This is a genomic window from Curtobacterium sp. AC272 (assembly GCF_979258155.1).
Genome location: NZ_OZ409838.1, coordinates 221,522 through 248,447, shown reverse-complemented (window position 1 = coordinate 248,447; position 26,926 = coordinate 221,522). Strand labels below are relative to the sequence as shown.

At 71.2% G+C, this 26,926-nt stretch carries 20 protein-coding genes and 5 pseudogenes; 3 read left to right on the top strand and 22 right to left on the bottom strand.

The genetic code is table 11. The annotated features are described in order from the left end of the window. Window positions 1-132 precede the first annotated feature (132 nt). The 7 genes and pseudogenes from ACZZ0J_RS01250 to dusB all read right to left on the bottom strand — a co-directional run bounded on the left by ACZZ0J_RS01250 (window position 133) and on the right by dusB (window position 10,925). The gene (locus tag ACZZ0J_RS01250) at window positions 133-1,809 is read right to left on the bottom strand and encodes an ABC transporter ATP-binding protein (protein ID WP_194648740.1); all 1,677 of its coding nucleotides are present in this window, start codon (window positions 1,807-1,809) and stop codon (window positions 133-135) included. Next, window positions 1,806-2,810 (bottom strand): ABC transporter permease, encoded by a 1,005-nt coding sequence (locus tag ACZZ0J_RS01245; RefSeq protein WP_123340417.1) that lies wholly within the window; start codon window positions 2,808-2,810, stop codon window positions 1,806-1,808. The genes ACZZ0J_RS01250 and ACZZ0J_RS01245 overlap by 4 nt, the downstream gene beginning before the upstream one ends. A 2-nt stretch (window positions 2,811-2,812) precedes the next feature. Then, complete coding sequence (locus tag ACZZ0J_RS01240; RefSeq protein ID WP_463434242.1) at window positions 2,813-3,922, bottom strand: ABC transporter permease; 1,110 nt, start codon at window positions 3,920-3,922, stop codon at window positions 2,813-2,815. A gap of 82 nt (window positions 3,923-4,004) precedes the next feature. Beyond that, window positions 4,005-5,636 carry an ABC transporter substrate-binding protein gene (locus ACZZ0J_RS01235; protein ID WP_463434240.1) on the bottom strand — a complete coding sequence of 544 codons (1,632 nt, stop codon included), beginning with the start codon at window positions 5,634-5,636 and terminating at the stop codon, window positions 4,005-4,007. A 759-nt stretch (window positions 5,637-6,395) separates the two neighbouring features. Continuing rightward, a pseudogene (dnaG, locus tag ACZZ0J_RS01230) lies at window positions 6,396-8,308 on the bottom strand (DNA primase). A 112-nt stretch (window positions 8,309-8,420) separates the two neighbouring features. Then, window positions 8,421-9,774 (bottom strand): annotated as a pseudogene (locus ACZZ0J_RS01225) (deoxyguanosinetriphosphate triphosphohydrolase). Continuing rightward, window positions 9,771-10,925, bottom strand: coding sequence for a tRNA dihydrouridine synthase DusB (dusB, locus tag ACZZ0J_RS01220; RefSeq protein ID WP_463434238.1), 1,155 nt, complete (start codon window positions 10,923-10,925; stop codon window positions 9,771-9,773). The pseudogene ACZZ0J_RS01225 and the gene dusB overlap by 4 nt, the downstream one beginning before the upstream one ends. A gap of 47 nt (window positions 10,926-10,972) precedes the next feature. Here dusB and ACZZ0J_RS01215 point away from each other — a divergent pair, with 47 nt between their 5' ends. Further along, the gene (locus ACZZ0J_RS01215) at window positions 10,973-11,458 is read left to right on the top strand and encodes an aminoacyl-tRNA deacylase (RefSeq protein ID WP_463434236.1); all 486 of its coding nucleotides are present in this window, start codon (window positions 10,973-10,975) and stop codon (window positions 11,456-11,458) included. A 158-nt stretch (window positions 11,459-11,616) separates the two neighbouring features. Here the strand turns inward: ACZZ0J_RS01215 and ACZZ0J_RS01210 are convergent, their stop codons facing one another. The 4 genes and pseudogenes from ACZZ0J_RS01210 to ACZZ0J_RS01195 form a co-directional block, all read right to left on the bottom strand. Next, complete coding sequence (locus ACZZ0J_RS01210) at window positions 11,617-11,826, bottom strand: hypothetical protein (protein WP_123340411.1); 210 nt, start codon at window positions 11,824-11,826, stop codon at window positions 11,617-11,619. Next, window positions 11,823-12,557: a DsbA family oxidoreductase gene (locus ACZZ0J_RS01205; RefSeq protein WP_463434233.1), complete on the bottom strand. Its 735-nt coding sequence runs from the start codon at window positions 12,555-12,557 to the stop codon at window positions 11,823-11,825. Before ACZZ0J_RS01205 ends, ACZZ0J_RS01210 begins: the two co-directional genes overlap by 4 nt. Before the next feature lie 85 nt (window positions 12,558-12,642). Beyond that, window positions 12,643-14,027, bottom strand: a pseudogene (locus ACZZ0J_RS01200) (glycine--tRNA ligase). A gap of 105 nt (window positions 14,028-14,132) precedes the next feature. Further along, window positions 14,133-15,188, bottom strand: coding sequence for an aminotransferase class V-fold PLP-dependent enzyme (locus ACZZ0J_RS01195; protein WP_463434231.1), 1,056 nt, complete (start codon window positions 15,186-15,188; stop codon window positions 14,133-14,135). 70 nt (window positions 15,189-15,258) lie between these two features. Between ACZZ0J_RS01195 and ACZZ0J_RS01190 the strand changes: the two are divergent. Further along, a pseudogene (locus ACZZ0J_RS01190) lies at window positions 15,259-15,810 on the top strand (LysR family transcriptional regulator); the annotation flags it as partial. A 388-nt stretch (window positions 15,811-16,198) separates the two neighbouring features. Beyond that, window positions 16,199-16,330: a hypothetical protein gene (locus ACZZ0J_RS01185; RefSeq protein WP_463434229.1), complete on the top strand. Its 132-nt coding sequence runs from the start codon at window positions 16,199-16,201 to the stop codon at window positions 16,328-16,330. An 8-nt stretch (window positions 16,331-16,338) separates the two neighbouring features. On the opposite strand, the gene ACZZ0J_RS01180 is transcribed toward ACZZ0J_RS01185, so the two are convergent. The 11 genes and pseudogenes from ACZZ0J_RS01180 to ACZZ0J_RS01130 all read right to left on the bottom strand — a co-directional run bounded on the left by ACZZ0J_RS01180 (window position 16,339) and on the right by ACZZ0J_RS01130 (window position 26,925). Continuing rightward, window positions 16,339-17,136, bottom strand: coding sequence for an isoprenyl transferase (locus ACZZ0J_RS01180; RefSeq protein ID WP_123292559.1), 798 nt, complete (start codon window positions 17,134-17,136; stop codon window positions 16,339-16,341). A gap of 122 nt (window positions 17,137-17,258) precedes the next feature. Further along, a pseudogene (recO, locus tag ACZZ0J_RS01175) lies at window positions 17,259-17,980 on the bottom strand (DNA repair protein RecO); the annotation flags it as partial. A 219-nt stretch (window positions 17,981-18,199) separates the two neighbouring features. Continuing rightward, window positions 18,200-19,975, bottom strand: a complete 1,776-nt coding sequence (gene leuA, locus ACZZ0J_RS01170; protein ID WP_159574049.1) for a 2-isopropylmalate synthase — start codon at window positions 19,973-19,975, stop codon at window positions 18,200-18,202. A gap of 384 nt (window positions 19,976-20,359) precedes the next feature. Next, window positions 20,360-20,794 carry an ABC transporter permease gene (locus tag ACZZ0J_RS01165; protein WP_228505181.1) on the bottom strand — a complete coding sequence of 145 codons (435 nt, stop codon included), beginning with the start codon at window positions 20,792-20,794 and terminating at the stop codon, window positions 20,360-20,362. A 224-nt stretch (window positions 20,795-21,018) separates the two neighbouring features. After that, window positions 21,019-21,759, bottom strand: a complete 741-nt coding sequence (locus tag ACZZ0J_RS01160; RefSeq protein WP_463434225.1) for an FtsX-like permease family protein — start codon at window positions 21,757-21,759, stop codon at window positions 21,019-21,021. Then, on the bottom strand, window positions 21,756-22,508 hold the full coding sequence (locus tag ACZZ0J_RS01155; protein WP_111085736.1) for an ABC transporter ATP-binding protein: 753 nt from the start codon (window positions 22,506-22,508) through the stop codon (window positions 21,756-21,758). The genes ACZZ0J_RS01160 and ACZZ0J_RS01155 overlap by 4 nt, the downstream gene beginning before the upstream one ends. Window positions 22,509-22,619: 111 nt before the next feature. Next, window positions 22,620-23,309: a response regulator gene (locus ACZZ0J_RS01150; protein ID WP_111085737.1), complete on the bottom strand. Its 690-nt coding sequence runs from the start codon at window positions 23,307-23,309 to the stop codon at window positions 22,620-22,622. Then, a complete protein-coding gene (locus ACZZ0J_RS01145; protein ID WP_463434222.1) occupies window positions 23,306-24,475 on the bottom strand; it encodes a sensor histidine kinase in 1,170 nt (389 codons plus the stop codon). Before ACZZ0J_RS01145 ends, ACZZ0J_RS01150 begins: the two co-directional genes overlap by 4 nt. After that, window positions 24,472-24,603 carry a hypothetical protein gene (locus tag ACZZ0J_RS01140; protein ID WP_463434220.1) on the bottom strand — a complete coding sequence of 44 codons (132 nt, stop codon included), beginning with the start codon at window positions 24,601-24,603 and terminating at the stop codon, window positions 24,472-24,474. Before ACZZ0J_RS01140 ends, ACZZ0J_RS01145 begins: the two co-directional genes overlap by 4 nt. A 67-nt stretch (window positions 24,604-24,670) precedes the next feature. Further along, complete coding sequence (gene era / locus ACZZ0J_RS01135) at window positions 24,671-25,609, bottom strand: GTPase Era (protein ID WP_194648730.1); 939 nt, start codon at window positions 25,607-25,609, stop codon at window positions 24,671-24,673. Then, complete coding sequence (locus ACZZ0J_RS01130; RefSeq protein ID WP_463434217.1) at window positions 25,606-26,925, bottom strand: hemolysin family protein; 1,320 nt, start codon at window positions 26,923-26,925, stop codon at window positions 25,606-25,608. The genes era and ACZZ0J_RS01130 overlap by 4 nt, the downstream gene beginning before the upstream one ends. Window position 26,926: the final 1 nt, after the last annotated feature.

Sequence of the window (26,926 nt, the reverse complement as noted above, 5' to 3'; positions counted from 1 at the left end):
ACCGCGCTGGCAGGACCGTCGTGCGTACAGCTGTGGAGGCGACCGTCCAGGAGGCCCGGCGTGCGTCGACGACGCTGGACGGGCCTCCTGGGCGGTCGCGCCGGGTCAGGACCCGACGCGGGTCGCATCGGGTCAGGACCCGACGTTCTCCAGTTGCTCCAGCGTACGCCGTCGCTCGGCCTGCTCCGCAGGGTCCGGCACCGGGAGCGACGCCAGCAGGCGCTGCGTGTACGGGTGTTGCGGCGCTCCGAGGACCTGCGCGGTCGTGCCCACCTCGACCAGGTCGCCGCGGTAGAGCACGGCGATCCGGTCGGAGAGCGCGCCCACGACCGCCAGGTCGTGGCTGATGAACAGCGACGCGAAGCCCAGGTCCTGCTGGAGCTCGAGGAAGAGCTCGAGCACGCGGGCCTGCACCGACACGTCGAGCGCACTCGTCGGCTCGTCGGCGATGAGCAGCTTCGGCCGGAGCGCGAGCGACCGGGCGAGCGACGCGCGCTGGCGCTGCCCGCCGGAGAGCTCGTGCGGGTAGCGGTCCCCGTACGCCTTCGGCAGCTGGACCGCCTCGAGGAGTTCGTCGACGCGCGTGCGGGCCGCACGCGGACTCGACACCTCCTTGTGGACGACCAGCGGTTCGGCGACGCACTCGGCGATCGTGAGCAGCGGGTTGAACGACGTCGCCGGGTCCTGGAACACGAACCCGATGTCCTTGCGCAGGTGCTTGAAGTCGCGCTCCCGGTAGCCGAGCATCTCGGCGCCGAGGACCTTCAAGGACCCGCCGGTGACCTTCGTCAGTCCGGCCATGGCGCGACCGATCGTGGTCTTGCCGGAGCCGGACTCCCCCACCAGGCCGAGGACCTCGCCGGGACGGATCGCCAGGTCGACGCCCTTCACGGCACGGAACGCGGGCGAGCCGAGGCGGCCGGGGTACTCGATCTCGAGTCCCTTCGCCTCGACCAGCGGGGTGACGTCCTCGGTGATCGCGGCGCGGCGGGCGGTGCCCGTCGACGCCTCGAGCCGGGGCACCGCGGCGAGCAGCCGTTTCGTGTAGTCGGCCTGCGGACGCGCGAACAGGTCCGTCGCCGATGCCTCTTCGACGATCTCGCCCTGGTACATCACGGCGACGCGGTCGGCCAGGTCGGCCACCACGCCCATGTTGTGGGTGATGATCACGATCGCCGTGCCGAACTCGTCGCGGCAGCGGCGGAGCAGGTCGAGGATCTCGGCCTGCACCGTCACGTCGAGCGCCGTGGTCGGCTCGTCGGCGATGATCACCGACGGCTCGAGTGCGAGCGCGCTCGCGATGACGACACGCTGCTTCTGGCCTCCGGAGAACTGGTGCGGGTAGTGGTCGACGCGGGTCTCGGGGTCGGGGATGCCGACGCGGCCGAGGTAGTCGATGGCCTTCGCCCGCGCCTCCTTCTTGGACATGCCACCGTGGGCGCGGAGCCCCTCGGCGATCTGCCACCCGACCGTGAAGACCGGGTTGAGGGCGGTCGACGGCTCCTGGAACACCATCGCACCGGCGGTCCCCCGCAGGCTGCGGAGCTTCTGCGCGCCGACGGTGACGACGTCGGTACCGTCGAGCAGCACCGCGCCGCCGAGCGTTGCCGTCTCGGGCATGAGGCGGAGCATCGCCCGAGCCGTGACGGACTTGCCGGAGCCGGACTCGCCGACCAGGGCGAGGACCTCGCCGGGGCGGACGTCGAGGCTGACACCCTTCACCGCGTCGACGGCGCCGCCGTCGGTGGCGAAGGTGACGGTGAGGTCGTCGACGACGACCACGGGTGCGTTCTCGGTGTCGGTCGTCATGCGCCCGATCCTTCCGCGGTGGCCGTGTTGCGCGCGTCGCGCGTGGACACCAGCTGCTTCAGCCGTCGGCGCGCACGCAGACGGGGGTCGGAGATGTCGTTGAGGCTCTCGCCGATGAACGTCACACCGAGCACGAGCACCACGATCGCGACACCCGGGTAGACACCGGTCCACCAGACACCGCTCGCGACGTCGGACAGCGCACGGCTGAGGTCGTAGCCCCACTCGGCGCCGGACGTCGGCCCGATGCCGAACCCGAGGAAGCCGAGGCCGGCCAGGGTCAGGATCGCGTCGCTGGCGTTGAGCGTCAGGATGAGCGGCAGGGACCTGGTCGAGTTCCGCAGCACGTGGCGGATCATGATGCGCCACGGGTTCGTGCCCATCACGCGCGCCGACTCGACGAACGCGTCGTTCTTCAGGCGCACGGCTTCGGCGCGGACCACCCGGAAGTACTGCGGCACGTAGACGACGGTGATCGAGATCGCCGCCGCGATGATGCCGCCCGAGTAGCTCGAGTTGCCGCCGGAGATCACGATCGACACGACGATCGCGAGCAGCAGCGAGGGGAACGCGTAGATCGCGTCGGCGACCACGACGAGGACCCGGTCGAGCCAGCCGCCCAGGTAACCGGAGACCAGGCCGAGCAGCACGCCGACGATGATCGACACGACGACGGCGACGATCACGACGAGGACCGCCGTCCGGGCGCCGTAGATCACCCGGCTGAAGACGTCGAACCCGCCGACGGTGGTGCCCCAGATGTGCTCGGCGCTCGGCGCGCCGGTGCGTGGGAAGCTCTCGCCGTCCGCGCCCTGCAGCTGGCCGAAGCCGTACGGGGCCAGCAGCGGCGCGAAGACCGCGACGAGCAGGTACAGGGCGCAGATGACCACGCCGACGATGAGCATGGCGCGTTGCCAGCCGGTGCTCTTGCGGAGCTGGACCACCACGGGCAGCCGCTTCCAGAGCGGCTCGTGGCGGTCGACGAGGGTGGTGTCGGCCATCGTCAGAACCTCACTCTCGGGTCGATCAGGGCGGCGACGACGTCGACGATGAAGTTGGTCACCGCGACGATCACCGCCAGCATCGCGACGATGCCCTGGACCGCGACGAAGTCACGGGCCGACAGGTACTGGTTGAGTTCGAAGCCCAGGCCGCGCCAGCCGAAGGTGGTCTCGGTCAGGACCGAACCGCCCAGCAGCATCGCGATCTGCAGGCCCATCACGGTGATGATCGGCACGAGGGCGGGGCGGAACGCGTGCGTCCGGACGAGCCGCGACTCGCGGACACCGCGGGAGCGGGCCGCGTCGACGTACTCGGAGCCGAGCGACCCGATCATGTTCGCGCGCACCAGGCGCAGGAAGATGCCGGCGGTCAGCAGTCCGAGGGTCAGCGCCGGCAGGACGGCGTGCTGCAGCACGTCGCCGATGACCGCCGCGTTGCCGGTCCGGAGCGCGTCGACGATGTAGATGCCGCTCGCGCCGGGGATGCCGTCCAGGATGAGTTCCACCCTGGTCGATGCACGGTCGCCGAGGGGCAGCCAGCCGAGCCACACCGAGAAGACGAGCTTGAGCAGCAGGCCGCCGAAGAACACCGGGGTCGCGTACGTCAGGATCGCGAGGGCACGGAGCAGCACGTCTGGCCACTTGTCGCGCGTGTACGCGGCCAGCATGCCGAGCGGGATGCCGAGCACGAGCGCGACGATGAGGGCGTAGAAGACGAGCTCGGCGGTCGCGCCGCCGTACTGCAGGATGATCTCGGTGATCGGCCGGTTGTCGGTCGACGCGTTGCCGAAGTCACCGCGCAGGATGCCGCCGAGGTACTCGAAGTACTGCACGAGCACGGGACGGTCGTACCCGGCGGCGTGCAGGCGTTCCTGCAGCTGCGTCGGGGTGAGTCGGCCGCCGACCGACGCGGTGATCGGGTTCCCGATGACGCGCATCAGGAAGAACACGAGCGTCACCAGGATGAAGACGGTCGGGATGATGAGGAGGAACCTGACGAGGACGTACCGGCCGAGTCCGCCGCCACTGCTCTTGGCACGACGTTGTGCCTGTGGCTTGGTCGGATCGGTGCCGTTCACGTCCTGGGTCGCCTCGGGGGTGCTCAGGGTCACGGGGAGGGTGCCTTTCATGCCGGTGCGCAGGCACGCGGGCGTTCCTCGTGGGAACGCCCGCGGCCTGCGCGAGGGCGTGGTGCTACTTGCTGAGGGTGGCGTACCGGAACTTGAACGAGGCGTCGAGGGTCAGGCCCTTGACGTCCTTGCCGGCGACGGCGACGGACTTGCCCTGCAACAGGGGCAGCGTCGAGATCTGCGATGCCTCGCGCTCCTGGGCCTGCTCGATCAGGTCGGCACGCTTGTCCGGGTCGGACTCCGCCTGCTCCTTCGCGATGAGGTCCTGGATGACCGAGTCGTCGTAGTGGTTCTGGACGAAGTTCTCCTTGGTGAAGAACGGCGACAGGTAGTTGTCGGCGTCGGAGAAGTCCGGGAACCAGCCGAGCTGGTACTCAGGGTACGCGTCCTTCGTGCGCTCCTGCGCGTAGGTCGTGTAGACCGTCGACTGGATGTTGACGGTGAACAGGCCCGAGTCCTCGAGCTGCGTCTTCAGCAGCGCGTACTCGTCGTCCGAGGCCGAACCGTAGTGGTCGGGCGCGTACTGGATGTCGAGCTGCACCTTGCCGGAGACACCGGCGTCGGCGAGGGTCTTCTTCGCCTTGTCGACGTCGGGGCCACCGTCGCCGTCGCCGTACATGTCCTTGAACGGCTGGACCGCACCGGTGAGGCCGTCCGGCACCATCGAGTACAGCGGCGTGAAGGTGTCGTTGTAGACCTCCTTCGCCAGGGCGGCGCGGTCGACCACGTCAGCAGCGGCCTGGCGCACGGCGAGGGCCTTCGCCTCGTCGGCGTCGTCCTGACCGGTGCCGAACGGCTGCGTCTTGAAGTTGAAGACCACGTAGCGGATCTCGCCGCCGGGGCCGTCGGTGACCTTGAGCTTGTCGTCCTTGCGCAGGTCCGAGATGTCGGTCGGCGTCAGGGAGCGGTACGCCACGTCGACGTCGCCCTTCTGCACGGCGAGCTTGAGGTCGGTCTCCTTGGTGTAGTAGTTGGCCGTCACCTCGTCGCTCTTCGCCTTGCCGAGCAGGCCGTCGTACTTCGGGTTCGTCTTGTACTGGATCAGCTGGTTCTCCTTGTAGGAGCTGATCTGGTACTGCCCGGCGAACGCCTTGCCCTTGACGATGTCGTCGGCGCTGGTGAGCTTCGTCGCGCTGAAGACGTCCTCGTCGACGATCGGGCCGGCGGGGCTCGAGAGCACCTGCGGCCAGGTCTGGTCGGCGTGGTCGAGGTTGAACACCACGGTCGTGTCGTCCGGGGTGTCGATGCTCTTGAGGTTGGCGAGCAGCGACTGCGGGCCGTTCTCGTTGTTGATCTTGAGCTCGCGGTCGAACGAGAACTTCACGTCACTCGAGGTGAGCTTGTTGCCGTTCGCGAACTCGAGGCCGTCCTTGAGGGTGACCTCGTACGTGGTCGGGCTCGTGAACTCCGCCTTCGTGGCGATGTCCGGCTCGACGTCCGGGCTGCCCACGGGCGTGTTCATCAGGAACGGGAAGACCTGGTTCTGCACGGCGAAGGAGCCGTTGTCGTAGGAGCCGGCCGGGTCGAGGGACGTGATCTTGTCCGTCGTCCCGATGCTCAGGCCGTTCAGCTCGGTGTCGCTCACGCTGCTGCTCGCGCAGCCCGTCAGCACCAGCGCCGTCGCTGCTGCTCCGGCGCCGAGCGCGATGCCGCGCCTGCCCCACGTGGCTGTGCGCTTCTTGAACACGGATGCCATGTTCGATGCCTCTCTTGAAGTTGGGTGCAAGTGTCCGGACCGGCGGGTGGTACGTCTGTGTGCCCGGCCAGGAACGCTCATTGGTATCACCCTGTCACGGAACAGATCGAACCGGGAGCGATTTGTTTACACCGCTGTAATGCAAGCACCCGTCGCGTGATGCATCATTCGTGCGCATCGAGCCGGCGCGCCGCACACGAAAGTTGCGCGGTGCAACGGGCCCCGTCCCGGCCCCCGAGGTTCCGAAATCTCGGCATCTCGACGCTCGTGCAGCTCCGTAGCGGAACCTCGACATCCCGCACGCGGCATGTCGTGGAACCTCGGCACGCCGACCGGGAGGCCCGCCCTCGCCCCTTTGACTCCGCCGACCGATCACGTCCCGCCTGCGGTCCCGCCTCGCTTCGCCACCGCCGCAACCCGAGGTTCCGAGATCTCGGCATCTCGACGCTCGTGCGGCTCCGTATCGGAACCCCGGCGGCGCGCATGCGGCATGTCGTGGAACCTCGGCACGCCGACCGGGAGGCCCGGCACACCCCCGCAGCGACCGTCACCTCTGCGACGCGGTTGCGCCGCACGGCCTCAGTCACGTCGGGCGGTCGCGTCACCTCGGCACTCGTGCTCGCCGAGGTTCCGCGAAGAGCCGCTCGAGTGCGGCCAGATGCGCAGATTTCGGAACCTGGGCGAACGGCAGGCGGCAGGTCGAACGGGTCGACCGGGTCGAACGGGTCGTACGACCCCTGGCGCTCCGGCGGCGCGGGGCTAGGACGCCTCGGCGTCGGCGCGGAGCCGCATGCGCTGCGCGTCGATGTCCACGAGCTGCCGCTGGATCTCGGCGCGTCGCTCGGCCTGCTCGTGCGGGTCCGCACGCTGCAGCTGTCCGAGCAACGAGGCCTTGCGGGCGAGCAGGTCCCGCTCGACCAGGGCGACGACGATGCTCCGGCAGTACGCGGCGAGGTCCTCGGCGTTGCGGGCGGGGATCGGCGCGAGGGCCAGCTCGTGCGTCAGGGTGCGCAAGGGGGTCGGAACGTCGGCGAGCAACCGGTCGAGCCAGTCCCCCGCCCCGATGACGTCGACGTTGGCGACCACGGCGTCCCGCACGACGGCGAGCATCGGCGCCGAGAACGTGGCGGACGCGGCGAGCCCGAGCAGCGGCGCTCCGACCGAGGTCGGCTGCTGCACCATCGCCATGACGGCGTCGCGCTCCATGCGGCTGATCGGGTCGTTCGGCAGCGAGCGGATCCCGGCGACGGGCTCCTCGACCACACCGGCCCCGTCGGTGGCGTGACCGGCGCGACCATCGCGCCCCGGGCCTCCTGACCGATCGTCCGTCGACCCCGCACGCCGACGCGCGGTCTCGACCGATCGACGGACCTCGGGCATGTCCATGCCGAGCCAGCCGGCGAGCTCGCGGACGTACCCCTGCGTGAGCGACCGATCGCGGATGCCGGCGAGCACGGGGGCCGCGGCGCGGAGGGCACTGACGCGGCCCTCGACCGTCTCGAGGTCGTGGCCCTCCAACGTGCGGCGGATCATGAACTCGAACATCGGGCGCTTGTTCGTGATCAGGCGGCGGATGGCGTCGTCGCCGCGGGCGAGCCGGAGGTCGCACGGGTCGAGGCCACCGGGTGCCACCGCGACGAAGGTCTGCGCGGCGAACCGCTGTTCCTCGGCGAAGGCGCGGGATGCGGCACGCTGCCCGGCCTCGTCCGGGTCGAAGGTGAAGACGACCTCGCCGTTGGCGTTCGGGTCGGCGCCGGCCAGGTCGCCGAGCATCGGGCGGAGCACCTTGATGTGGTCGACGCCGAACGAGGTGCCGCACGTGGCGACCGCGGTGGTGATGCCGGCGACGTGGCAGGCCATGACGTCGGTGTAGCCCTCGACGATCACGACCTGCTTCTGCTTCGAGATGTCGCGGCGGGCCAGGTCGAGCCCGTAGAGCACCTGGCTCTTGTGGTAGATCGGGGTCTCGGGCGTGTTGAGGTACTTCGGGCCCTTGTCGTCGTCGAGCAGGCGACGGGCACCGAACCCGATCGTCGCCCCGGTGACGTCGCGGATCGGCCACATCAGGCGCCCACGGAACCGGTCGTACGGCGACCGGTCGCCCTGGCTGACGAGCCCGGCCGAGGTGAGCTCCTCGAGCGTGAAGCCCCGACCGCGCAGGTGGTCCTTGAGCATGTCGAACGACTTCGGGGCGAAGCCGACACCGAAGTGCTGCGCCGCCGAGGATCGAACCCGCGCTCCCCCAGGAACCGCCGTGCGGGGTCGGCCGCGGCGGTGGTGAGCTGCGCCGTGTAGAACTCGAGCGCGGCTTCGTTGGCGGCGATCAGCCGGGCGCGGGTGTTGTAGTCGGTGCGCGGCCCGTCGCCCTCTTCGTAGTGCAGGGTGAAGCCGATCTTCGCGGCCATGCGCTCGACGGCCTCAGCGAAGGTGGTGTGGTCCTGCGCCATGATGAAGCTGAAGACGTCGCCGTCCTCGCCGCAGCCGAAGCAGTGGTACCGGCCGACCTGGGGCCGAACGTGGAACGACGGAGAGCGTTCGTCGTGGAAGGGGCAGAGCCCCTTCATCGAGCCGACGCCCGCGTTCTTCAGCGTGACGTAGTCGCCCACGACGTCGGCGATGTTGACACGCGAGCGGACCTCGTCGATGTCGTTCCGCGCGATCCTGCCAGCCACCCTCTGATCCTAGTTCGTGGGACCGACCTCGGCCGACCGCGGCCCCGGGATGTGGACGAGCCACCGAGGCCGACCGCGGCCCCGAGACGTCGACGAACCACTGCGGCTCCACTCACACCGGGATGTGGACCGCTTCCCGCTCGCCGACGACCAACCGACGGTGCCAGGCGATCGCCCCCTGGTCCGTCAGGCTCGCGACCTGGTCGACCACGGCGCGGAGTCGCCCGTCGTCGTCGGACGCCGCACGCCAGTCGGCGGCGAAGCCGGGCTCGAGGTCCGACGCACCCGACGCCGCCAGGGCGTCGAGCAGCTCCGTCAGGATCCGACGCTGGTCTTCGTACACCGGCTGCCGGTCACCCTGCGTCATCACGAACGCCGCCACGATCCCCTTGAGGACCGCGATCTCGCCGATGATCTCCGGCGGTGTCACCACCGATGCCGCGAACCGGACCAGGGACCCGGAGGCGTAGGACTCGCGGGTCGCGGCCGTCGCCGTCCGCGCGAAGCGTCCGATCAGCTGCGAGGTCAGGTTCTTCAGGTGTGCCGCGTCGCGCCGGGACCCGTCGTACGAGGTCATCCAGAGCGGCAGGGCACGGAGGCGGTCGAACGCCTCGAGCAGTTCCTCACGACTCAGGTCGTCGCCCACCCACGCGTGCATCGCGGTGACGATGTCGTTCTCGCCGACCCGGTCGCCGAGCGCCGCGACGTCGATGAACCCGGCGACGACGGCGTCCTCGAAGTCGTGCACCGAGTACGCGATGTCGTCGGACAGGTCCATGACCTGCGCCTCGATGCACCGCTGCCGTCGGGGCGCCCCGGCACGGAGCCACTCGAAGGCATCGTGGTCGTCGTCGTAGAAGCCGAACTTGGTCCGACCCGATGACGACTCGGAGACGCCCTGCGCAGCCGGCCACGGGTACTTGCAGCTGGCGTCGAGCGACGCGCGCGTCAGGTTGAGCCCGAAGGGACGCTCGACGCCAGCGCCAGCGCCAGCGCCAGCCCCGCGCCGGCCCCCGCGCCAGCCCCGGCAGCGGCGCCCGCCCCGGACGGAGCCCGTACACCTTCGGCTCGAGCCGGGTGAGCAACCGGAGCGTCTGCGCGTTGCCCTCGAACCCGCCGATGCCGGCGGCCCAGGCGTTGACGGCGGTCTCACCGTTGTGGCCGAACGGCGGGTGGCCGATGTCGTGCGCCAGGCACGCGGTGTCCACCACGTCGGGGTCGAGGCCCAGCGAGTCCGCGAGCTCGCGACCGACCTGCGCCACCTCGAGCGAGTGGGTCAGGCGGTTGCGGGCGAAGTCGAGCCCGGTCGTCGGGCTGAGCACCTGGGTCTTGGCGGCGAGGCGGCGCAGCGCGCTGGAGTGCAGCAACCGGGCGCGGTCACGGGCGAAGTCCGATCGGCGGTTGCCGTGCTCTTCCGGGAGCCAGCGCTCGGCGTCGGCCGGGCCGTACGAGGCGGTGGCGCTCATCCGCCGCTGTGGTGCAGCTCGGCGGCGGCGAGGACCTTGCGGAACTCGCTGTCGACGTCGCGGGACTCGAGCCAGCGGTCGGGCAGTGCGGTGCGCTTCGGGTTGCCGGAGCGACCGCGGGAGCCCTCAGCGCCCTCGCCGGGGTACGGTGCGTCGCGGTCGAGCTGCCCGAGCAGGTCGTCGATCTCCTGCAGGCTCGACGACAGCGCGAGACCGGACCGCACGTCGCTGCCGATCGGGTACCCCTTGAAGTACCAGGCCACGTGCTTGCGGGCGTCGCGGCAGCCGTGGTCTTCGGACCCGAAGAACTCGACGAGCAGTTCGGCGTGCCGACGGAACCCGTCAGCGACCTCGCCCAAGGTCGGCATGTACCGCAGCCCTTCGCCGCGGAACGCCGCAGCCAGGTCGCCGAACAGCCACGGACGCCCGAGGCACCCACGCCCGACGACGACGCCATCGACGCCGGTCTCGTCGACCATGCGCAGGGCGTCGGCTGCCGACCAGATGTCCCCGTTGCCGAGGATCGGGATGTCGGTGACGGCTTCCTTCAGCGTCGCGATCGCCGACCAGTCAGCGTGCCCGGAGTAGTGCTCGTTCGCCGTGCGGGCGTGCAGCGACACCGCGGCGACGCCGGCGTCGCGCGCGATGCGGGCGGCGTCGAGGTAGGTCAGGTGGTCTTCGTCGATGCCCTTGCGCATCTTCACGGTGACCGGCACGTTCCCTGCGGCGCGGACGGTCTTCGTGACGAGTTCGCGGAACAACTCGAGCTTCCAGGGTAGGGCCGCGCCGCCGCCCTTGCGGGTGACCTTGGGCACCGGGCACCCGAAGTTCAGGTCGATGTGGTCGGCACGGTCCTCGCCCACCAGGATCGAAGCGGCCTCGGCCACCGTGTTCGGCTCGACGCCGTACAGCTGGATCGACCGCGGGGTCTCGGACTCGTGGTGCTGGATGAGCTGCATCGACACGGGGGTGCGTTCGACCAGTGCGCGCGAGGTGATCATCTCGCAGACGTAGAGACCGGCGCCGTACTCGCGGCAGAGCCGGCGGTACGCCATGTTCGTGATGCCCGCCATGGGCGCGAGCACGACCGGCACGTCGACCTCGATCGGGCCGATGCGCAGAGGCCGTGCTGGGGCTTGTGTGATCGTCATACCGGCTCCATCCTCCCACGTCGGTGCGCGCCGGTAGCGTTCTCCACATGACGATCGACGCCAGCACCCGGTTCGACGCCGACGCAGCGGCCCGCGGCCTGACGGTCGAGGTCGTCGAACGCCCCGCCGCGGACTCCCTGCAGCAGGCCGCCGAACTGCTCGGCATCGACCCCGGCGACATCGTGAAGACACTGGTCGTCAAGCGGCACGACGGCGGCTTCCTGCTCGCGCTCGTGCCGGGCGGCCGGAGCATCGCGTGGAAGAAGCTCCGCACCGTCGTGGGGGTGAACAAGCTCTCGATGCCCGACGCGGCGACCGCGCTCCAGGCGTCCGGCTACGAACGCGGCACGATCACGCCCATCGGAGCGACCGGCGACCTGCCCGTCTACGCCGACGACCGCATCGTCGGTCGACGGGTCGCCCTCGGCGCGGGTCGGCACGGCACGAGCGCCTTCGTCGACGCCGACGACCTCGTCGCCGCGTACGGCGCGACGGTCGCTGACATCACCGACGAGGAACCGCAGCGCGCCTGATCGGTCCGGCGACCGACGAGGCGCCCCCGCACAGCCGTCGCGCCCCGCAGAGTCGGGGCGCGACGACCGCACGGGGCGCGAGAGCAGCAGCGCGCGGCGCGGCACCAGCAGCGCGCGGCGCGGCCCCAGCAGCGCGCGACGCGCGACCGACGGAACCGTCAGTCCGGCACCTCGGTCCAGTCGCCCTCGGCACCGGCGAACGATCCGGCGTCGATCAGGCACGAATCACCGTCGCAGACCGGCGCACCGCCGGGCGTGACCAGCGTGAGCAGGCCGGGGCGCGCCTCCAGACCGGAGATCGCATCCGGAACCGACGGGGCGGACGGGAGGCCCGCCCCACCCCCGACGGTGACCGTCGCGCCCGTCATCGGGTCGCCGCCACGTCGGCGCTCGCGTCGTCCGCAGCGCGTTCGGTCGCCGAGGCGACCTCGTCCGGCGTCGTCCCGCGCAAGGCGACGACCTGCGTCAGCACCTGCTCGAACGCTGCCGGGTCCTGCGCGCCCGAGACGCCGTACTTGCCGTCGATCACGAAGAAGGGGACGCCGTTGATGCCGAAGGCCTGCGCCTGGGCCTGGTCGGCGCGGACGGCTGCGAGCTGCGAGTCGTCGCGGAGCGTCGCGAGGACCTCGTCGCGGTCGAGCCCGACCTCGGCGGCCAGGTCGGCCAGCGACGCGTCGTCGCCGACGTGCTCGCCGCGCTCGAAGTAGGCGGTGAACAGGCGCTCGACCATGTCGAGCTGCTTGCCGTGCTGCTTGGCGAGGTGGATGACCTGGTGCGCCTTCACGGTGTTCGTGTGGTGCACGGCCTCGAAGTCGTAGTCCAGCCCGACCGAGGCCGCGATGCCGGTGACCTGGTCGAGCATCTGCTGCGCCTGCTCGACGGGCATGCCCTTGTGCTCCGACAGGAACTCGGCCTCGGTGCCCTCGAAGTCGACGGGGGTGTCCGGGCTGAGCTCGAAGGAGTGGTACTCGACCTCGACCGGGCGGCCGTCCGCCGAGGCGCCGAACGCGGCGACGCCGGCCTCGAACTTGCGCTTGCCGATGTAGCACCAGGGGCAGGCGATGTCCGACCAGACATCGACCTTCACGGAGTCGTTCATGCTGATCCCAACGCGGGCGTCGCGCGCGCATTCCCACAGAACCTGGTTCCGGCGATCGCGACGCCCGCGACGCCCCGCGAGGTCCCTATGCGCCGAGCAGGCGCTGCGCCAGGTAGCCCTGCAGCTGGTCGAGGGCGACCCGCTCCTGCGCCATGGTGTCGCGCTCGCGCACGGTCACGGCCTTGTCCTCGAGCGTGTCGAAGTCGACCGTGATGCAGAACGGCGTGCCGATCTCGTCGTGGCGACGGTAGCGGCGACCGATCGCCCCGGCGTCGTCGAAGTCCACGTTCCAGTTCTTGCGCAGGTCGTCGGCCAGGCCGCGGGCGACCGGGGACAGCTGCTCGTTGCGCGACAGCGGCAGCACCGCGGCCTTGACGGGGGCCAGGCGCGGGTCGAGACGCAGCACGGTGCGCTTGTCGACGCCGCCCTTCGCGTTCGGCGCCTCGTCCTCGTGGTACGAGTCGAGCAGGAACGCCATGAGCGCACGGGTCAGGCCGAAGGACGGCTCGATCACGTAGGGCACGTACTTCTCGTTGGCGGCCTGGTCGAAGAAGCGCAGGTCCTGGCCGGACGACTCGATGTGGTTGTTGAGGTCGAAGTCGGTGCGGTTCGCGACGCCCATGAGCTCGCCCCACTCCGAGCCGGTGAACCCGAAGCGGTACTCGATGTCGGCGGTGGCGTCGGAGTAGTGCGCCCGCTCGCCGTCCGGCACGTCGAAGCGGCGGAGGTTCTCCGGGTCGATGCCGAGCTCGGTGTAGAACGCGATCGAGTCGGCGATCCACTGCTCGTAGTGCTCGCCCGCCTCGGCCGGCGGCACGAAGTACTCGATCTCCATCTGCTCGAACTCGCGCGTGCGGAAGATGAAGTTGCCGGGCGTGATCTCGTTGCGGAACGCCTTGCCGACCTGCCCGATGCCGAACAGGGCTTCATGCGACTGGTCGTGACGACCTGCGCGAAGTCGACGAAGATCCCCTGCGCGGTCTCGGGGCGCAGGAAGTTCAGGCCCTCTTCGGACTCGACCGGGCCGAGGTAGGTCTTGAGCATGCCGGAGAACTCGCGGGGCTCCGTCCACTCGCCGCGGGTGCCGCAGTTCGGGCAGGCGATCTCGGCCATGCGGCCCTCGGGGTCGCGGCCCTTCTTGGCGACGAACGCCTCGATCAGGTGGTCCTCGCGGAACCGGTGGTGGCAGTGCAGGCACTCCACGAGCGGGTCGGTGAAGGTCGCGACGTGGCCCGAGGCCTCCCACACCTTGCGCGGCAGGATGACGGCGGAGTCGAGGCCGACCATGTCGCCACGGCCGCGGACGAACCGCTGCCACCACTGACGCTTGATGTTCTCCTTGAGCTCCACACCGAGGGGCCCGTAGTCCCACGCGGAGCAGGAGCCTCCGTAGATCTCACCCGACTGGAAGACGAAGCCGCGGCGCTTGGCCAGGGCGATGACGCTGTCGAGACGGGAGGGCTGTGCCAAAGGGTGCTCCAGAGGTCGCCGAGCTGGGTGCTCGGTGCGGAAACGGTCCGGGCAAGACTACCGGCGTTCGTGACCCGGGAGGCCCGCCCCCGGTCCGCCCTCCGGTCACGTCCCCGACGTGGTCGCCCGCACCCCGCCCAGCGCGGCCGCCACGTCGGTCACGTCGGACTCGTCGTTCCACAGGTGGAACGCGATCCGGAGTCGCCCGGCACGCCCCGACGCGGTGAGCCCGGCGGCGGTGAGGGCCCGGAGGGCCGACCCGTCGGCGTCCGCGAACGTCACGATCGCCTGCCCGTCGCCCTGCCGAGGCGACCCGAGGGCGTCGCACAGCCGATCCGCGAGAGCGGTGGCGTGCCTCCAGACCGCCTGCTGGTCGAGCGCGACCGCGTGTTCGAGCGCGGCCACGGCACCGGGCCACGCCTGCCAGGCCGGCGAGACGTCGAAGCGACGGGCGTCGTCGGCCAGGCGCATGTCGGGGCCGTAGCACGAGGACCAGACGTCCTCCCCCGCGTACCAGCCGGCCTGCACGGGGCGGAGCCGACCGAGGGCGGTGTCGGAGAGCGTCATGAAGGCGACGCCGCGCGGGGCGCAGAGCCACTTGTAGGCGTGCGTCAGCGTCACGTCGAAGAGTGCCGCGTCGACGGGCAGGACGCCGGCCGCCTGCGTGAGGTCGCAGAGGGTGAGGGCACCGACCCGCCGGGCCGCGGCGACGACCGGCTGCGGATCCGTGACGGCGCCGGTGGCGGACTGCACGGCGGACCACGCCACGAGGGCGGTGCCGGGCCCGACGGACGCGGCGAGCCGGTCGAGCGGGACGTGCCGGACGCGGACGCCTCGGTGCGCCTGGCCGAGGAACGGGAAGACGACCGAGCTGAAGTCGCCGTCGGGCACGACCACCTCGGCACCGTCCGGCAGGGCGTCGGCGACGACCGCGGCCATCACCGAGGTCTGCGAGCCGGTCGCCACGTGGGACACCGGCACCCCGACGAGGGCGGCGAACAGCGCGCGGCCCTCCTCGACCAACGCCCCGTAGTGGGCCGGCGAGGTCTCGGCGCGTGACCACGCGTCGAGGTCGGCCCGCTGGGCGGCGAGCGTGGCCCGGCTGGGCAGACCGGCGGTGCACGCCGCGAGGTAGCCACGGCCGGCGGGGAAGGAGTCCATGCGGACAGCGTCCCGGCTCGTGCCCCATCACACCAGGCCGGGTTCGTTGTGCAGCCGATAACATCGCGTGATGGACGACATCGATCCCCAGCTGCTCCGGGTCCTCCGCGCCATGGCCGACGGTGGGTCGATCACCCGCGCCGCCGTAGCGCTCGGGTCGAGCCAACCCGCGGTCAGCCAGTTGCTCGCCCGGGCCGAACGGCGGCTCGGGCACACCCTGGTGCTGCGGTCCGGGCAGGACGGTCGCGGCGGGCGCGGTGCCACCCTGACGGACGCCGGTCGGGTGCTCGCAGACCACGCCCTGCACGTGCAGGCCGCACTGACCGCCGCGCGCGAGGACCTCGACGCCGTCGAGGGCCTGACCCGCGGTCGAGTGCGCCTCGCCGGGTTCCCGAGCGCCTCCTCGGCCCTCGTGCCCGCCGTGCTCGCCCGGATGGCGGCGACGGCTCCGGGGGTGACGACCTCGTACGTCGAGGTCGAACCGCCCGAGGCGCTCGACCTGCTCCGGAGCGGGGAGGTCGACGTCGCCCTGACCTTCACCTACGTCGGCGACGAGGTCGGGTCCGCCCCGGACCCCGGGCTCGTCACGCGGGCACTCGGGCGGGATCCGCTCGCCCTGGTGACGCCGGCCGGAGGCTCGGGCAGCGCCCGCACCGTGAGCGCCGGTGCCGTGGGCGCCGGTGCCGTGGGCTCTGGCGCCGTGGGCGCCGGTGCCGAGGGCGCCGGTGCCGGTGCCGGTGCCGAGGGCGCCGGTGCCCTGGGCTCTGGCACCGTGGGCTCTGCCGTGGACCTCGCGTCGCACCGCGACGCCCGCTGGATCGGCGGCTGCCCCGGTGCCGCGGCCACCTGCTCGCCTCGTGTGCGACCGCCGGGTTCGCCCCGGACATCGTGCTCGAGACCGACAACGCGGCTGCGGTGGTGGGGCTCGTCGCCGCCGGACTCGGCGTGGCCCTGCTCCCCGGCTGGCGCTCGCGACGACGGTCATCCCCGCAGAGGTCCGGGTCGACCCCGTGGACGACGACCTGGCCCGCCGCGTCGAGGTCGTCACCGCCCGAGGGGCCGAGCGTGTCCCGAGCGTCCGTGCGGCCCTGGACGCGGTGCGGTCGGCGGCACACCTGCTCGACGGGCCGCTGCCCGGCTGACGGATGCGTCAGGCGGTCGGGGCGTCGACCGCACCGCCGTAGCGACGGTCGCGGCGTGCGTACTCCTCGATCGCGCCCCACAGGTCCGTGCGCCGGAAGTCCGGCCACAGGCGGTCCAGGAACACCATCTCGGCGTACGCCGACTGCCACAGCAGGAAGTTGCTCGTGCGCTGCTCCCCCGAACTGCGCAGGAACAGGTCGACGTCGGGCATCTCGGGCACGTAGAGCCGCTTCGCCAGTGCCTTCTCGGTGACCTGGCTCGGCTTGAGGCGTCCGGCGGCGACCTCTTCGGCCATCCCCCGCACGGCGTCGACGATCTCGTTCCGGCCGCCGTAGTTGACGCACATCGTCAGGGTCAGCACGTCGTTGCCCGCGGTCATCTGCTCGGCACGGTCGAGTTCGTCGATGACGCTCCGCCACAGCCGCGGACGGCGTCCGGCCCACCGCACCTTGACACCCCACTCGTTCAGTTGGTCGCGCCGACGACGGATGACGTCGCGGTTGAAGCCCATCAGGAACCGGACCTCTTCCGGCGAACGCTTCCAGTTCTCGGTCGAGAACGCGTACGCCGAGATGTGCTTGACGCCGATCTGGATCCCGCCGGCCACGACGTCGAGCAGCGAGGCCTCGCCCGCCTTGTGCCCCTCGATCCGGGTGAGCCCGCGCCCGTTGGCCCACCGGCCGTTGCCGTCCATCACGATCGCGACGTGGTCCGGCACGAACCGGGCCGGGATCGCCGGAGGCGTCTCACCGGTCCAGTCGATCGGGCGGAACGGCTCGGCGTCGTCGGGGCGGCGGGGGCTCATGCGGTGGGGGTTCCTTCGACAGCGGGATCGGGCTCGGGCACGGCGGGTGCGGGGGTCGAGGCCACCGCGCGTGCCGTCGCCTCGGGTCCGTCGTGGGTCAGCGGCACGGGCAGCGGGTGCTCGGAGCGGTCGACGTGCGGCAGGGACCGGAGTGATCGTTCCAGGTGCCACTGGGCGTAGGCCGCGACCACGCCGGAGGCCCGCGACCGCGTCCGTTCGTCGGTGGCGTCGACGCTCGCCCAGTCACCGGCGAGCAGCGAACCGAGCACGCCGAGGGTCGCCGGGTCGAGCCGCGGCGTGCCGGGAGGCGCAGCCCGGTCGGCGACGACCCCGCCGAGCTGCACCACGAACGCGGAGTGCGGCCCGGGCTCCCCGTGACCGCACAGTCGCTGAACGAGGGCGCCCAGCCCGCGATGCTCATCGCACGGAGCAGGTAGGAGTCGAGCGTGGCGCTGGAGTGGTGCTCACCGCGCGACAGCGACCGCAGCGCGCCGACGAGCAACAGGTACTGCTGCAGCCCGGCGTCGGCCTCGCTCAGGCGGTCGGCGGTCTCGACCATCGCACTGGCTGCCGTGTAGGCGCCGTAGTCGGCGACGATCTGCGCCCCGTAGGCCCCGAGCGACTCGGCCTGCGTGACGATGTCGAGCGAGCGGCCCTCGTAGAACTGGGCGTCGACGACCATGAACGGCTCGAGCCGGCTGCCGAACTTCGACGCCGTCCGCCGCACGCCCTTGGCCACCGCGCGGATCTTGCCGTGCTGCCGGCTGAGCATGGTGACGATCCGGTCGGCTTCCCCGAGCTTGTGGGTGCGCAACACGACGCACTCGTCCCGGTACAGCGGCATGCCCCCAGTATCCCCCGCCCCGCCGACACCGCGCCGCGCGCGCCGCGCCGCGCGCCGCGCGCGCCCGGGTACCGAGCGGAATCGGGCGTACCTCGTCGGAAGAAAGCACCCGGTACGCCCGATTCGACCTGCCATCGCGCGTGACGGGGAAAGACCGGGCACAGACGGGAGGCGCGGTGCGAGTCCAGCCCGCACCGCACCTCCCGGCCTGGTCGCGTCTCAGGCGGAGACGAGCTCCGGCGAGTCGGCGCCGGCTGCGGCACCGGCGCGTACCGCGCGGTTCACCGCGGACACGATCGCCTTGAGCGAGGCCGTCGAGATGTCGGCGTCGATGCCGACGCCCCACAGGCGCACGCCGTCGACGTCGAGCTCGACGTACGACGCCGCCTTGGCGTCACCGGAGGCGCTCATCGTGTGCTCCGAGTAGTCGTACAGCGTGACCTGGACGCCCTGCTCGGCGAGGACCTTGAGGAACGCGTCGATCGGACCGGTGCCCACGGCGTCGGCGGTGACGGAGCCCTCGTCGACGCGGAGTGCGACCGACAGCGAGGTCGTGCCGTCGAAGTCGCTCGAGGTCGCCGTCTTGGTGAGCTCGTACCGGCCCCACTTGTCGTCGTCGGTCGAGGCGGGCAGGTACTCGTCCTGGAACACGTCCCAGATGCGCTGCGACGAGAACTCGCCGCCCTCGGTGTCGGTGTGCCGCTGGACGACGCCGGAGAACTCGATCTGCAGCTTGCGGGGCAGGTCGAGCGCGTGGTCGGTCTTGAGCAGGTACGCGACGCCGCCCTTGCCGGACTGCGAGTTGACGCGGATGACCGCCTCGTACGACCGGCCGATGTCCTTCGGGTCGACGGGCAAGTACGGCACCGCCCACTCGATCTCGTCGATGTCCTTGCCCGCGGCGGCGGCCTTGGCCTTCATCGCCTCGAAGCCCTTGTTGATGGCGTCCTGGTGCGAGCCGCTGAACGCCGTGTAGACGAGGTCGCCCGCCCACGGCTGACGCTCCGGCACCGGCAGCTGGTTGCAGTACTCGACGGTGCGCTTCACCTGGTCGATGTCCGCGAACGAGATCTCCGGGTCGATGCCCTGCGTGAACAGGTTCATGCCCAGCGCGACGAGGTCGACGTTGCCGGTGCGCTCACCGTTGCCGAACAGGCAGCCCTCGATGCGGTCCGCGCCGGCCATGTAGCCCAGCTCGGCGGCGGCGACGGCGGTGCCGCGGTCGTTGTGCGGGTGCAGCGACAGGATGACGTCCTGGCGGTGGGCGAGGTTGCGCGACATCCACTCGATCGAGTCGGCGTAGACGTTCGGCGTCGCCATCTCGACGGTGGCCGGCAGGTTGATGATGACCTTGCGGTCGGGGGTGGGCTCGAAGACCTCGAGAACGGCGTTGCAGATCTGCAGCGCAACCTCGAGCTCGGTGCCCGTGTAGGACTCCGGCGAGTACTCGTAGTAGACCGTCGTGTCGTGCTGCAACGTCGCCTCGGCCGCCTTGCAGAGCTTCGCGCCGGCCACCGCGATGTCGACGACACCCTGCACGTCGGTGCGGAAGACGACCTCGCGCTGCACGATCGACGTCGAGTTGTACAGGTGGACGATGGCCTGCTTCGCGCCGTCGATCGCCTCGTACGTGCGCTGGATGAGGTGCTCGCGCGCCTGGGTCAGCACCTGGATGGTGACGTCGTCGGGGATCGCGCCCTCGTCGATCAGGCTGCGGACGAAGTCGAAGTCGGTCTGCGAGGCGCTCGGGAACCCGACCTCGATCTCCTTGTAGCCCATGCCGACGAGCAGGTCGAACATGGCGCGCTTGCGCTCGGCGTCCATCGGGTCGATGAGCGCCTGGTTGCCGTCGCGCAGGTCGACCGCACACCAGCGCGGGGCCCGCTCGATGCGCTTCGTCGGCCAGGTGCGGTCGGGCAGGTCGACCGCGATCTGTTCGTGGAACGGGACGTACTTGTGGATCGGCATCCCGGAGGGCTGCTGCGTGTTCTGCATCGTTCGTCGCTTTCGTGTGCTCTGGATGAGGGCGGCCACGACGGACTCCGCGACGAGGTGGGCCGGTGTGTCAGGCCTCGTCGCGGCAGCGAAGGAGGAGGAGTGCCGAGTACATCGAGTCCACGGTAGCACCGGCGGGCTGCTGTGTGACAAGCGCGTCAGTGGCCGGCGCCCGAGTGGTCACGACATGCCGCCGGTCGGTCGTCGCGGTTCCACGAATCGACGCCAGCGCCGCCGAGAACTGCAGATCGTGGAACCTCGACGAACGCAAGCGGCGCGGCGGGCGCGGGCGCGGCGGTGGACGCGCAGCACGGCGGACGGGAGGCACGGTGCCAGCTGGCACCGGGCCTCCCGTCCGCCGCGTGGTGCGACCAGGGCGCCGCGTCAGTCGACCGCGAGCGCCTCGGTCGGGGGCACGCGCATCGCGCGCCGCACCGGCGCGATCGTCGCGACGACCGCGAGCACGAGCGCCCCGACGACGACGATCCCGATCGTGAGCGGCGGTAGCACGGGCGTGACCGGGTGCCCGAGCGACCCGAGCAGCGTCTGCCCGCCGACCCAGCCGTAGAAGGTGCCAAGCACGAGCCCCGAGACGACGGCCGCGACGACCATCTGCACGGCCTCGGTCACGATCATCCGGCGGACCTGCGCCCCGGTGAGACCGAGCACCCGCAGCAGCCCGAGCTCGCGTCGGCGCTGGAGGACCCCGAGTGCCAGCGCGTTGACGACCCCGACGGCGGCGATCACGGCGGAGAACCCGACGATGACGCTGACGACGGCGTTCAGCTGCACGAAGAAGTCGCGCTGCGCCTGCACCATCTCGGTCGTCATCTGGCCCTGCCCCATCTGCTCGAGCTGCGCCTCGAGCACGTGCTGCATGATCCCCAGTGCGACGGCGAAGGTGACGAGCAGGGTGACGCCGATGACGAGCCCGATCGTCGCCCGCGAGGACCGACCCGGCGCACGCATGGCGTTGCGGCCGGCGAGCAGGACGACGGGGTCGTGCGAGCCGATGCGTCCGATGAGCTGCAGTACCGGCGGCATCACGATGGTCGCCCCGACGGCGACGCCGGCGAACGACACGAACCCGCCGAGGGCCGCGGGCAGCACCGCGATCGGCGAGCTCGCACTGACCGCGAGCCCGATGAGCATGAGCGCGGCACCGCCGGCCATGAGCACGATGGCCCAGACCTTGCGGGCGGTGCCCGAGCGGACGTCGTCGTGGCTCGGCTCGACGCTCGAGGACAGCGCCTCGAGCGGGGTGACGGTGAGCACTCGGCGGGAGCCCGCGGCGAAGGCCCCCAGGTCGCCAGGACCACGGCCACGACGGGCAGCACGAGTTCCCACGGCAGGAGCGTGTAGTCGGTGTCGGGCAGGAACCCGTTGCCGCGCAGGACGACCACGAACAGCGCCGACAGCCCCGTGCCCACGACGGCGCCGATCAGTCCGCCGAGCACCCCGACGACCAGTCCGGTCCGGGTGATCCGGGCCCGGAGCGTGGCACCGGTGGCACCGACGAGCCGTTGCAGCGCGATGATGCGGGTCTGCCCGGCGATGAGGGTCGCGCACGTGTTGGCGGTGACGATCGCGCCGACGTACAGCGCGATGCCGAGGAACAGCCACCCGACCACCGACAGGATCGCCCTGACCGGCCCGAGGTCGGCGAGCCCGGCGGCGCCGAGCGCCTCGGTCACGATGCCCGGGGCGATGACGAGGGCTGAACCGAACGTGGTGCCGAGCGCGGCGACCAGCACGGTGGGGGCGAAGGAGCGGACGCCGTTCACGCTGCCGCCTCCATCCCCAGCATCGTGGTGGAGATCGCGCCGGCGTCCATCGCCGGGCGGTCGGCGACGACCCGGCCGTCGGCGAGGAACAGGATCCGGTCGGCGTTGGCGGCGGCGACGGGGTCGTGCGTCACCATGACGACGCTCTGACCCCACTCCTGCACGGCCCCGCGCAGGATCGCGAGCACGTCACGACCGGTGCGCGAGTCGAGGGCACCGGTCGGCTCGTCGGCGACGACGACCGCCGGCCGCGAGGCGAGCGCCCGAGCGATGGCGACGCGCTGCTGCTGCCCGCCGGACAGCTGGTGCGGGCGGTGCGACAGCCGGTTGCCGAGTCCGAGCTGGTCGACCAGGCGGTCGATCCACGCGCTCTCGTCCTTCGACGGCTTGTGCCCGCCGAGCAGGAACGGCAGCCGGATGTTCTCGCTGACGTCGAGCGTCGGCACCAGGTTGAACGACTGGAACACGAACCCGAGCCGGCGGCGACGGAGCTCGGTCAGGTCCTTGTCACCGAGACCCGTGATGTCGACCCCGTCGATCTCGATGCGGCCCGCGGACACCGCGTCGAGGCCCGCGGCGACGTGCATGAGCGTCGACTTGCCGGACCCGGACGGCCCCATCACGGCGGTGAACTCCCCCGCGCCGATGTCGACGCTGACGTCGTCGAGCGCCGTCACCCGGCGTGCGGCGTCGCCGTAGTGCTTGGACACGTGGTCGAGTCGGATGATCGGAGCGTGGCTGGTGGTCATGCACCAACCATGACGGCAGGGAGGCCCGTCCCGCGTCCGTCGGGCGGCTCCTGTGGATGAGCCGCTCGGCTCGACTTCCTGTGGACGGGTCATCCGATCGGATGACGTCCGTCAGTCGGCCTTGCTCACCAGCCCGTGCTCGTGTGCGAACACGACGAGGCGCACGCGGTCACGGAGTCCGAGCTTCGTCAGGACCCGCGAGATGTGGGTCTTCACGGTCGCCTCGCTGACGTACTCGTGCTGCGCGATCTCGCTGTTGCTGAAGCCGCGGGCCGCCAGGTCGAAGATCTCGCGCTCGCGCGGGGTGAGGTCGTCGAACGTCGCCGGCACGGTGGCGGCCTGCTCGACGGAGTCGTCGTAGCGCCGCAGGAGTTCCCGCGTCGCCGAGGCCGCGAAGACCGCGGTGCCGGCGTGGACGGTCCGCACGGCGGCGAGCAGGAACTCGGGGTCGGCGTCCTTCAGCACGAAGCCGCTCGCCCCGGCCCGGATGGCCTTCGCCGCAGCCTCGTCGAAGTCGAACGTGGTCAGCACGAGCACCTTGGCGCCGTCGGTGCCGGCCTGCTCGACGATGTGCGCGGTCGCCGTGATGCCGTCCATCACCGGCATGCGGACGTCCATGAGCACGACGTCCGGTCGGGTGCGCCGGACGAGTTCGACGCCCTCGGCACCGTCGCCCGCCTCGCCCACGAAGTGCAGGTCGGGCTGGGAGCCGATGAGCATCCGGATGCCGGTGCGGAAGAGTGCCTGGTCGTCGACGAGGGCGACGCGGATCCGGCCGTCGGCCGGCGGGGTGGTGGTCATCGGGCGGTGCGCTCCTGCTCGGTCGGACTGATGGTCGGGGCGGGGGCCGACCCGGCGTTCGGGCTCGCGGTCGGGCTCGCGGTCGGGGTGATGCGCCCGCGGGGCATCTGCCCGCTCGCGGGGACGGCGGGCATGCGCACGGCGACCTCGAAGTCAGGGCCGCGGACCCCGGCGGTCATCGTGCCGCCGGTCATGGTGGCACGCTCGCGCATGCCGACCAGGCCGTGCCCGGTGCCGGGACCCCGGGTGCCGTCGTCGGCTCGGCGGTTCACCACCGCGATCTCGACGGTGTCCGGGCGGTAGGTCAGCGATGCGTGCACCGGGGTGCCGGGTTCACCGTGCTTGTAGGCGTTCGTCAGGCTCTCCTGCACGATCCGGTACACCGCGAGCTGCGTCGTGGTGGGGAGGCCTGCAGGGTCGCCCTCGCGCTCGACCCGGACGTCGAGGCCGACCTGGCGCATCTCGCCGACGAGCCGGTCGATGTCGTCGATCTCCGGCGTCGGGACGGTCCCCTGCTCGTGCCGGAGCGCACCGAGGAGCTCGCGGACGTCGCCGAGGGCCCGGCGGGCGGTGGTCGAGATGGTGCCGAGGGCCTGGTCGGCGACGGCGGGGTCGGCCTTCAGCGCGTAGCGGGCTCCGTCCGCCTGGGCGATGACGACCGCGAGCGAGTGCGCGACGATGTCGTGCATGTCGCGGGCGATGCGCACGCGCTCCTGTTCGACCGCGACCGCTCGGTCGGCTCGGGCGGCGTCGCGCTCGGCGAGCAGCTGGGCCTCGCGGCTCATGCTCGCCGACCGACGGGTGCGGACCACGAGGCCCGCCAACCACGGCAGCAGCAACAGGAGCAGGACGACGGCGAAGTACGAGACCGTGACCTGCACCGACTCCTGGAACGGCGTCGAAGCGGTCTCGATCGTCAACCGGTTCCGGTAGTCGTCGACGCCGATGTACAGCGCCGCGGTGACGGACCCGACGATGGCCGAGACGAGTCCGGCCAGCCGCACCCGCCGACTGCCGTAGGCGCTCGTCGTGTAGAGCACCGCGGCGATGAAGGCGTTCGACAGGTCGGGCATCTGGCCCGTGACCATCTCGAAGACCGCGAACACCCAGGCCACGGCCAGTGCGAGTCCGGGCGACAGCCGTCGGAGCGCGAGCGCCGCGCTCATGCCGACGACCGTGACGACCGCGAGCGGGAGTCCATGCCCCGCGCCGAGGTGATCAGCACGAGCGAGCCGAGCACCACGGCGATGACGACGTCGGTGATGACCTGCGCGCGCAGCATGGGACGGAACACGCGTCCACGGTACGGCGGTCGGCTCACGGGCGCGTCCCTCGTGTGGATGACTCCTGGCGCCGGACGCTCAGAAGCCGAGGCGGCCGAGCTGCTTGGGGTCACGCTGCCACTCCTTGGCGACCTTCACACGGATGTTGAGGTACACGTGCCGACCGCCGAGCAGCGACTCGATCTCGACGCGGGCGCGGGAACCGACGTCCTTCAGGCGCTCGCCCTTGTGGCCGATGACGATCGCCTTCTGGCTGTCGCGCTCGACGAACAGGTTCGCGAAGATGCGCAGGGGTCCCTCGGCGTCGTCGTCCTCGTCCGGCTCGACGATGTCCTCGATCACGACGGCGAGCGAGTGCGGCAGCTCGTCGCGGACGCCCTCGAGCGCAGCTTCGCGGATGAGCTCGCTGATGCGTTCCTCGTCGGTCTCCTCGGTCACGGCCGACGAGTCGTACAGCTGGGGCGACTCCGGCAGCAGCGAGGTGATCTCGCCGAGGAGGTCCTCGAGCTGCAGGCCCTTCGTGCCGGACGTCGGGATGATCGAGTCCCAGTCGCGGAGCCGGGAGACAGCCAGCAGCTGCTCGCCGACCTTGTCCTTCGAGGTGCGGTCGATCTTCGTGACGATCGCGACCTTCTTGGCCCGCGGGTACTGGTCGAGGGTGTCGTTGATGAAGCGGTCGCCCGGGCCGATCGGCTCGTTGGCGGGGACGCAGAACCCGATGACGTCGACGTCACCGAGGGTGGACTGCACCAGGTCGTTGAGCCGCTCGCCGAGCAGGGTGCGGGGACGGTGCACACCCGGGGTGTCGACGATGATGACCTGGCCGTCGGGCCGGTGCACGATGCCGCGGATCGCGCGACGGGTGGTCTGCGGCTTCGACGAGGTGATCGCGACCTTCTGGCCGACCAGCGCGTTCGTCAACGTGGACTTGCCCACGTTCGGACGCCCGACGAACGAGACGAAGCCCGCGCGGTAGGGCTTGCCCGAGGCGGTGGGGGTGGAGTCGGAGTCGGTCATGCGTGCGTGGTTCCCGTCGTGGTGGTGGCGTCGTCGAAGGCGTCCTCGACACCCGCGAGGGCGTCGGTGCGTTCGGCGAGCACGGTGATGAGGTGGCGGCGCTTGCCCTCGACCCGGTCGGCCGTCAGCACGACGCCGGACACCGTGACCGTGTCACCGGAGATCGCCAGGTGGCCGAGCTCCTTGGTGAGCAGGCCGCCGGCGGTGTCGACGTCGTCGTCGTCGAGCTCGATGCCGAACAGGTCGCCGAGCTCGTCGACCGGCAGCCAGGCCGAGATGCGCCAGAGGCCGGGCTCGACCTCGACCCGGTCGACCACGGCGCGGTCGTACTCGTCGGAGATGTCCCCCACGAGCTCTTCGATGAGGTCCTCCATCGTGACGAGACCGGCGACGCCGCCGTACTCGTCGACGACCAGGACCAGGTGGTTCTTCGCGACCTGCATGTGCCGCAGGGTGTCGTCGGCGGCCTTCGACTCCGGGACGAACTCGGCCGGACGCAACAGCCGGGTGACCCGCTCGCTGCCGGACCCCGGTCGCTCGTACAGCGCCCGCGACACGTCACGGAGGTACAGGACGCCGAGGACGTCGTCGCTGTCCTTGCCGGTGACGGGCATGCGGGACACCCCTGCGGCGAGGAACTGCTCCATGCCCGCGGCGAGCGTGTCCGAGCCGTCAACGGTGAGCATGTCGGTGCGCGGCACCATCACCTCGCGCACGAGGGTGTCGCTGAACTCGAAGACCGAGTGGATGAGCTCGCGGTCCTCGTCCTCGAGCACGTTGCTCTCGGTGGCCTCGTCGACGAGGGACAGCAGTTGTTCTTCGCTCGACACCGTCGAGGCGCTGCGGCCGCGGCCCGGGGTCACGCGGTCACCGATCCGGACGAGCAGGCCGGCGAGCGGACCGAGCACGATCCGGACGGCGCGCACCAGGCCGCCGGTGGACGCCAGCAGCCGTTCGGCGTGCGCTCGTCCGACGCTGCGCGGACTCGACCCGACGAGCACGAACGACACGGCCGTCATGATCGCGGCGGAGACGATGAGCGCCACCCACCAGCTGTCGAACGCCCGCACCAGGGCGATCGTGACGAGCACGGCCGCGGCGGTCTCGGCGAGCACGCGGAAGAAGTTCAGGGCGTTGACGTGCGCGCCGACGTCGTCCGCGATCGCCTCGAGCGCACGACGACGCTTGTTGCCGCGGGCGATCTCGTCGAGGTCAGCACGGGACACCACGGAGAGCGCGGCATCGCTCGCGGCGAGGAGCCCGCCGAGCACGACGAGCCCGAGCGCGACCGCGAGCAGACCGACGACGACGAGCATC

What these genes read in the sequence shown, in the direction of transcription:
- ACZZ0J_RS01250 (WP_194648740.1), bottom strand. Translation starts at nt 1,809, where the DNA reads ATGACGACCGACACCGAGAACGCACCCGTGGTCGTCGTCGACGACCTC.
- ACZZ0J_RS01245 (WP_123340417.1), bottom strand. Translation starts at nt 2,810, where the DNA reads ATGGCCGACACCACCCTCGTCGACCGCCACGAGCCGCTCTGGAAGCGG.
- ACZZ0J_RS01235 (WP_463434240.1), bottom strand. Translation starts at nt 5,636, where the DNA reads ATGGCATCCGTGTTCAAGAAGCGCACAGCCACGTGGGGCAGGCGCGGC.
- dusB (WP_463434238.1), bottom strand. Translation starts at nt 10,925, where the DNA reads ATGACGATCACACAAGCCCCAGCACGGCCTCTGCGCATCGGCCCGATC.
- ACZZ0J_RS01215 (WP_463434236.1), top strand. Translation starts at nt 10,973, where the DNA reads ATGACGATCGACGCCAGCACCCGGTTCGACGCCGACGCAGCGGCCCGC.
- ACZZ0J_RS01210 (WP_123340411.1), bottom strand. Translation starts at nt 11,826, where the DNA reads ATGACGGGCGCGACGGTCACCGTCGGGGGTGGGGCGGGCCTCCCGTCC.
- ACZZ0J_RS01205 (WP_463434233.1), bottom strand. Translation starts at nt 12,557, where the DNA reads ATGAACGACTCCGTGAAGGTCGATGTCTGGTCGGACATCGCCTGCCCC.
- ACZZ0J_RS01195 (WP_463434231.1), bottom strand. Translation starts at nt 15,188, where the DNA reads ATGGACTCCTTCCCCGCCGGCCGTGGCTACCTCGCGGCGTGCACCGCC.
- ACZZ0J_RS01180 (WP_123292559.1), bottom strand. Translation starts at nt 17,136, where the DNA reads ATGAGCCCCCGCCGCCCCGACGACGCCGAGCCGTTCCGCCCGATCGAC.
- leuA (WP_159574049.1), bottom strand. Translation starts at nt 19,975, where the DNA reads ATGCAGAACACGCAGCAGCCCTCCGGGATGCCGATCCACAAGTACGTC.
- ACZZ0J_RS01165 (WP_228505181.1), bottom strand. Translation starts at nt 20,794, where the DNA reads ATGGTGCAGGCGCAGCGCGACTTCTTCGTGCAGCTGAACGCCGTCGTC.
- ACZZ0J_RS01155 (WP_111085736.1), bottom strand. Translation starts at nt 22,508, where the DNA reads ATGACCACCAGCCACGCTCCGATCATCCGACTCGACCACGTGTCCAAG.
- ACZZ0J_RS01150 (WP_111085737.1), bottom strand. Translation starts at nt 23,309, where the DNA reads ATGACCACCACCCCGCCGGCCGACGGCCGGATCCGCGTCGCCCTCGTC.
- ACZZ0J_RS01145 (WP_463434222.1), bottom strand. Translation starts at nt 24,475, where the DNA reads ATGAGCGCGGCGCTCGCGCTCCGACGGCTGTCGCCCGGACTCGCACTG.
- era (WP_194648730.1), bottom strand. Translation starts at nt 25,609, where the DNA reads ATGACCGACTCCGACTCCACCCCCACCGCCTCGGGCAAGCCCTACCGC.
- ACZZ0J_RS01130 (WP_463434217.1), bottom strand. Translation starts at nt 26,925, where the DNA reads ATGCTCGTCGTCGTCGGTCTGCTCGCGGTCGCGCTCGGGCTCGTCGTG.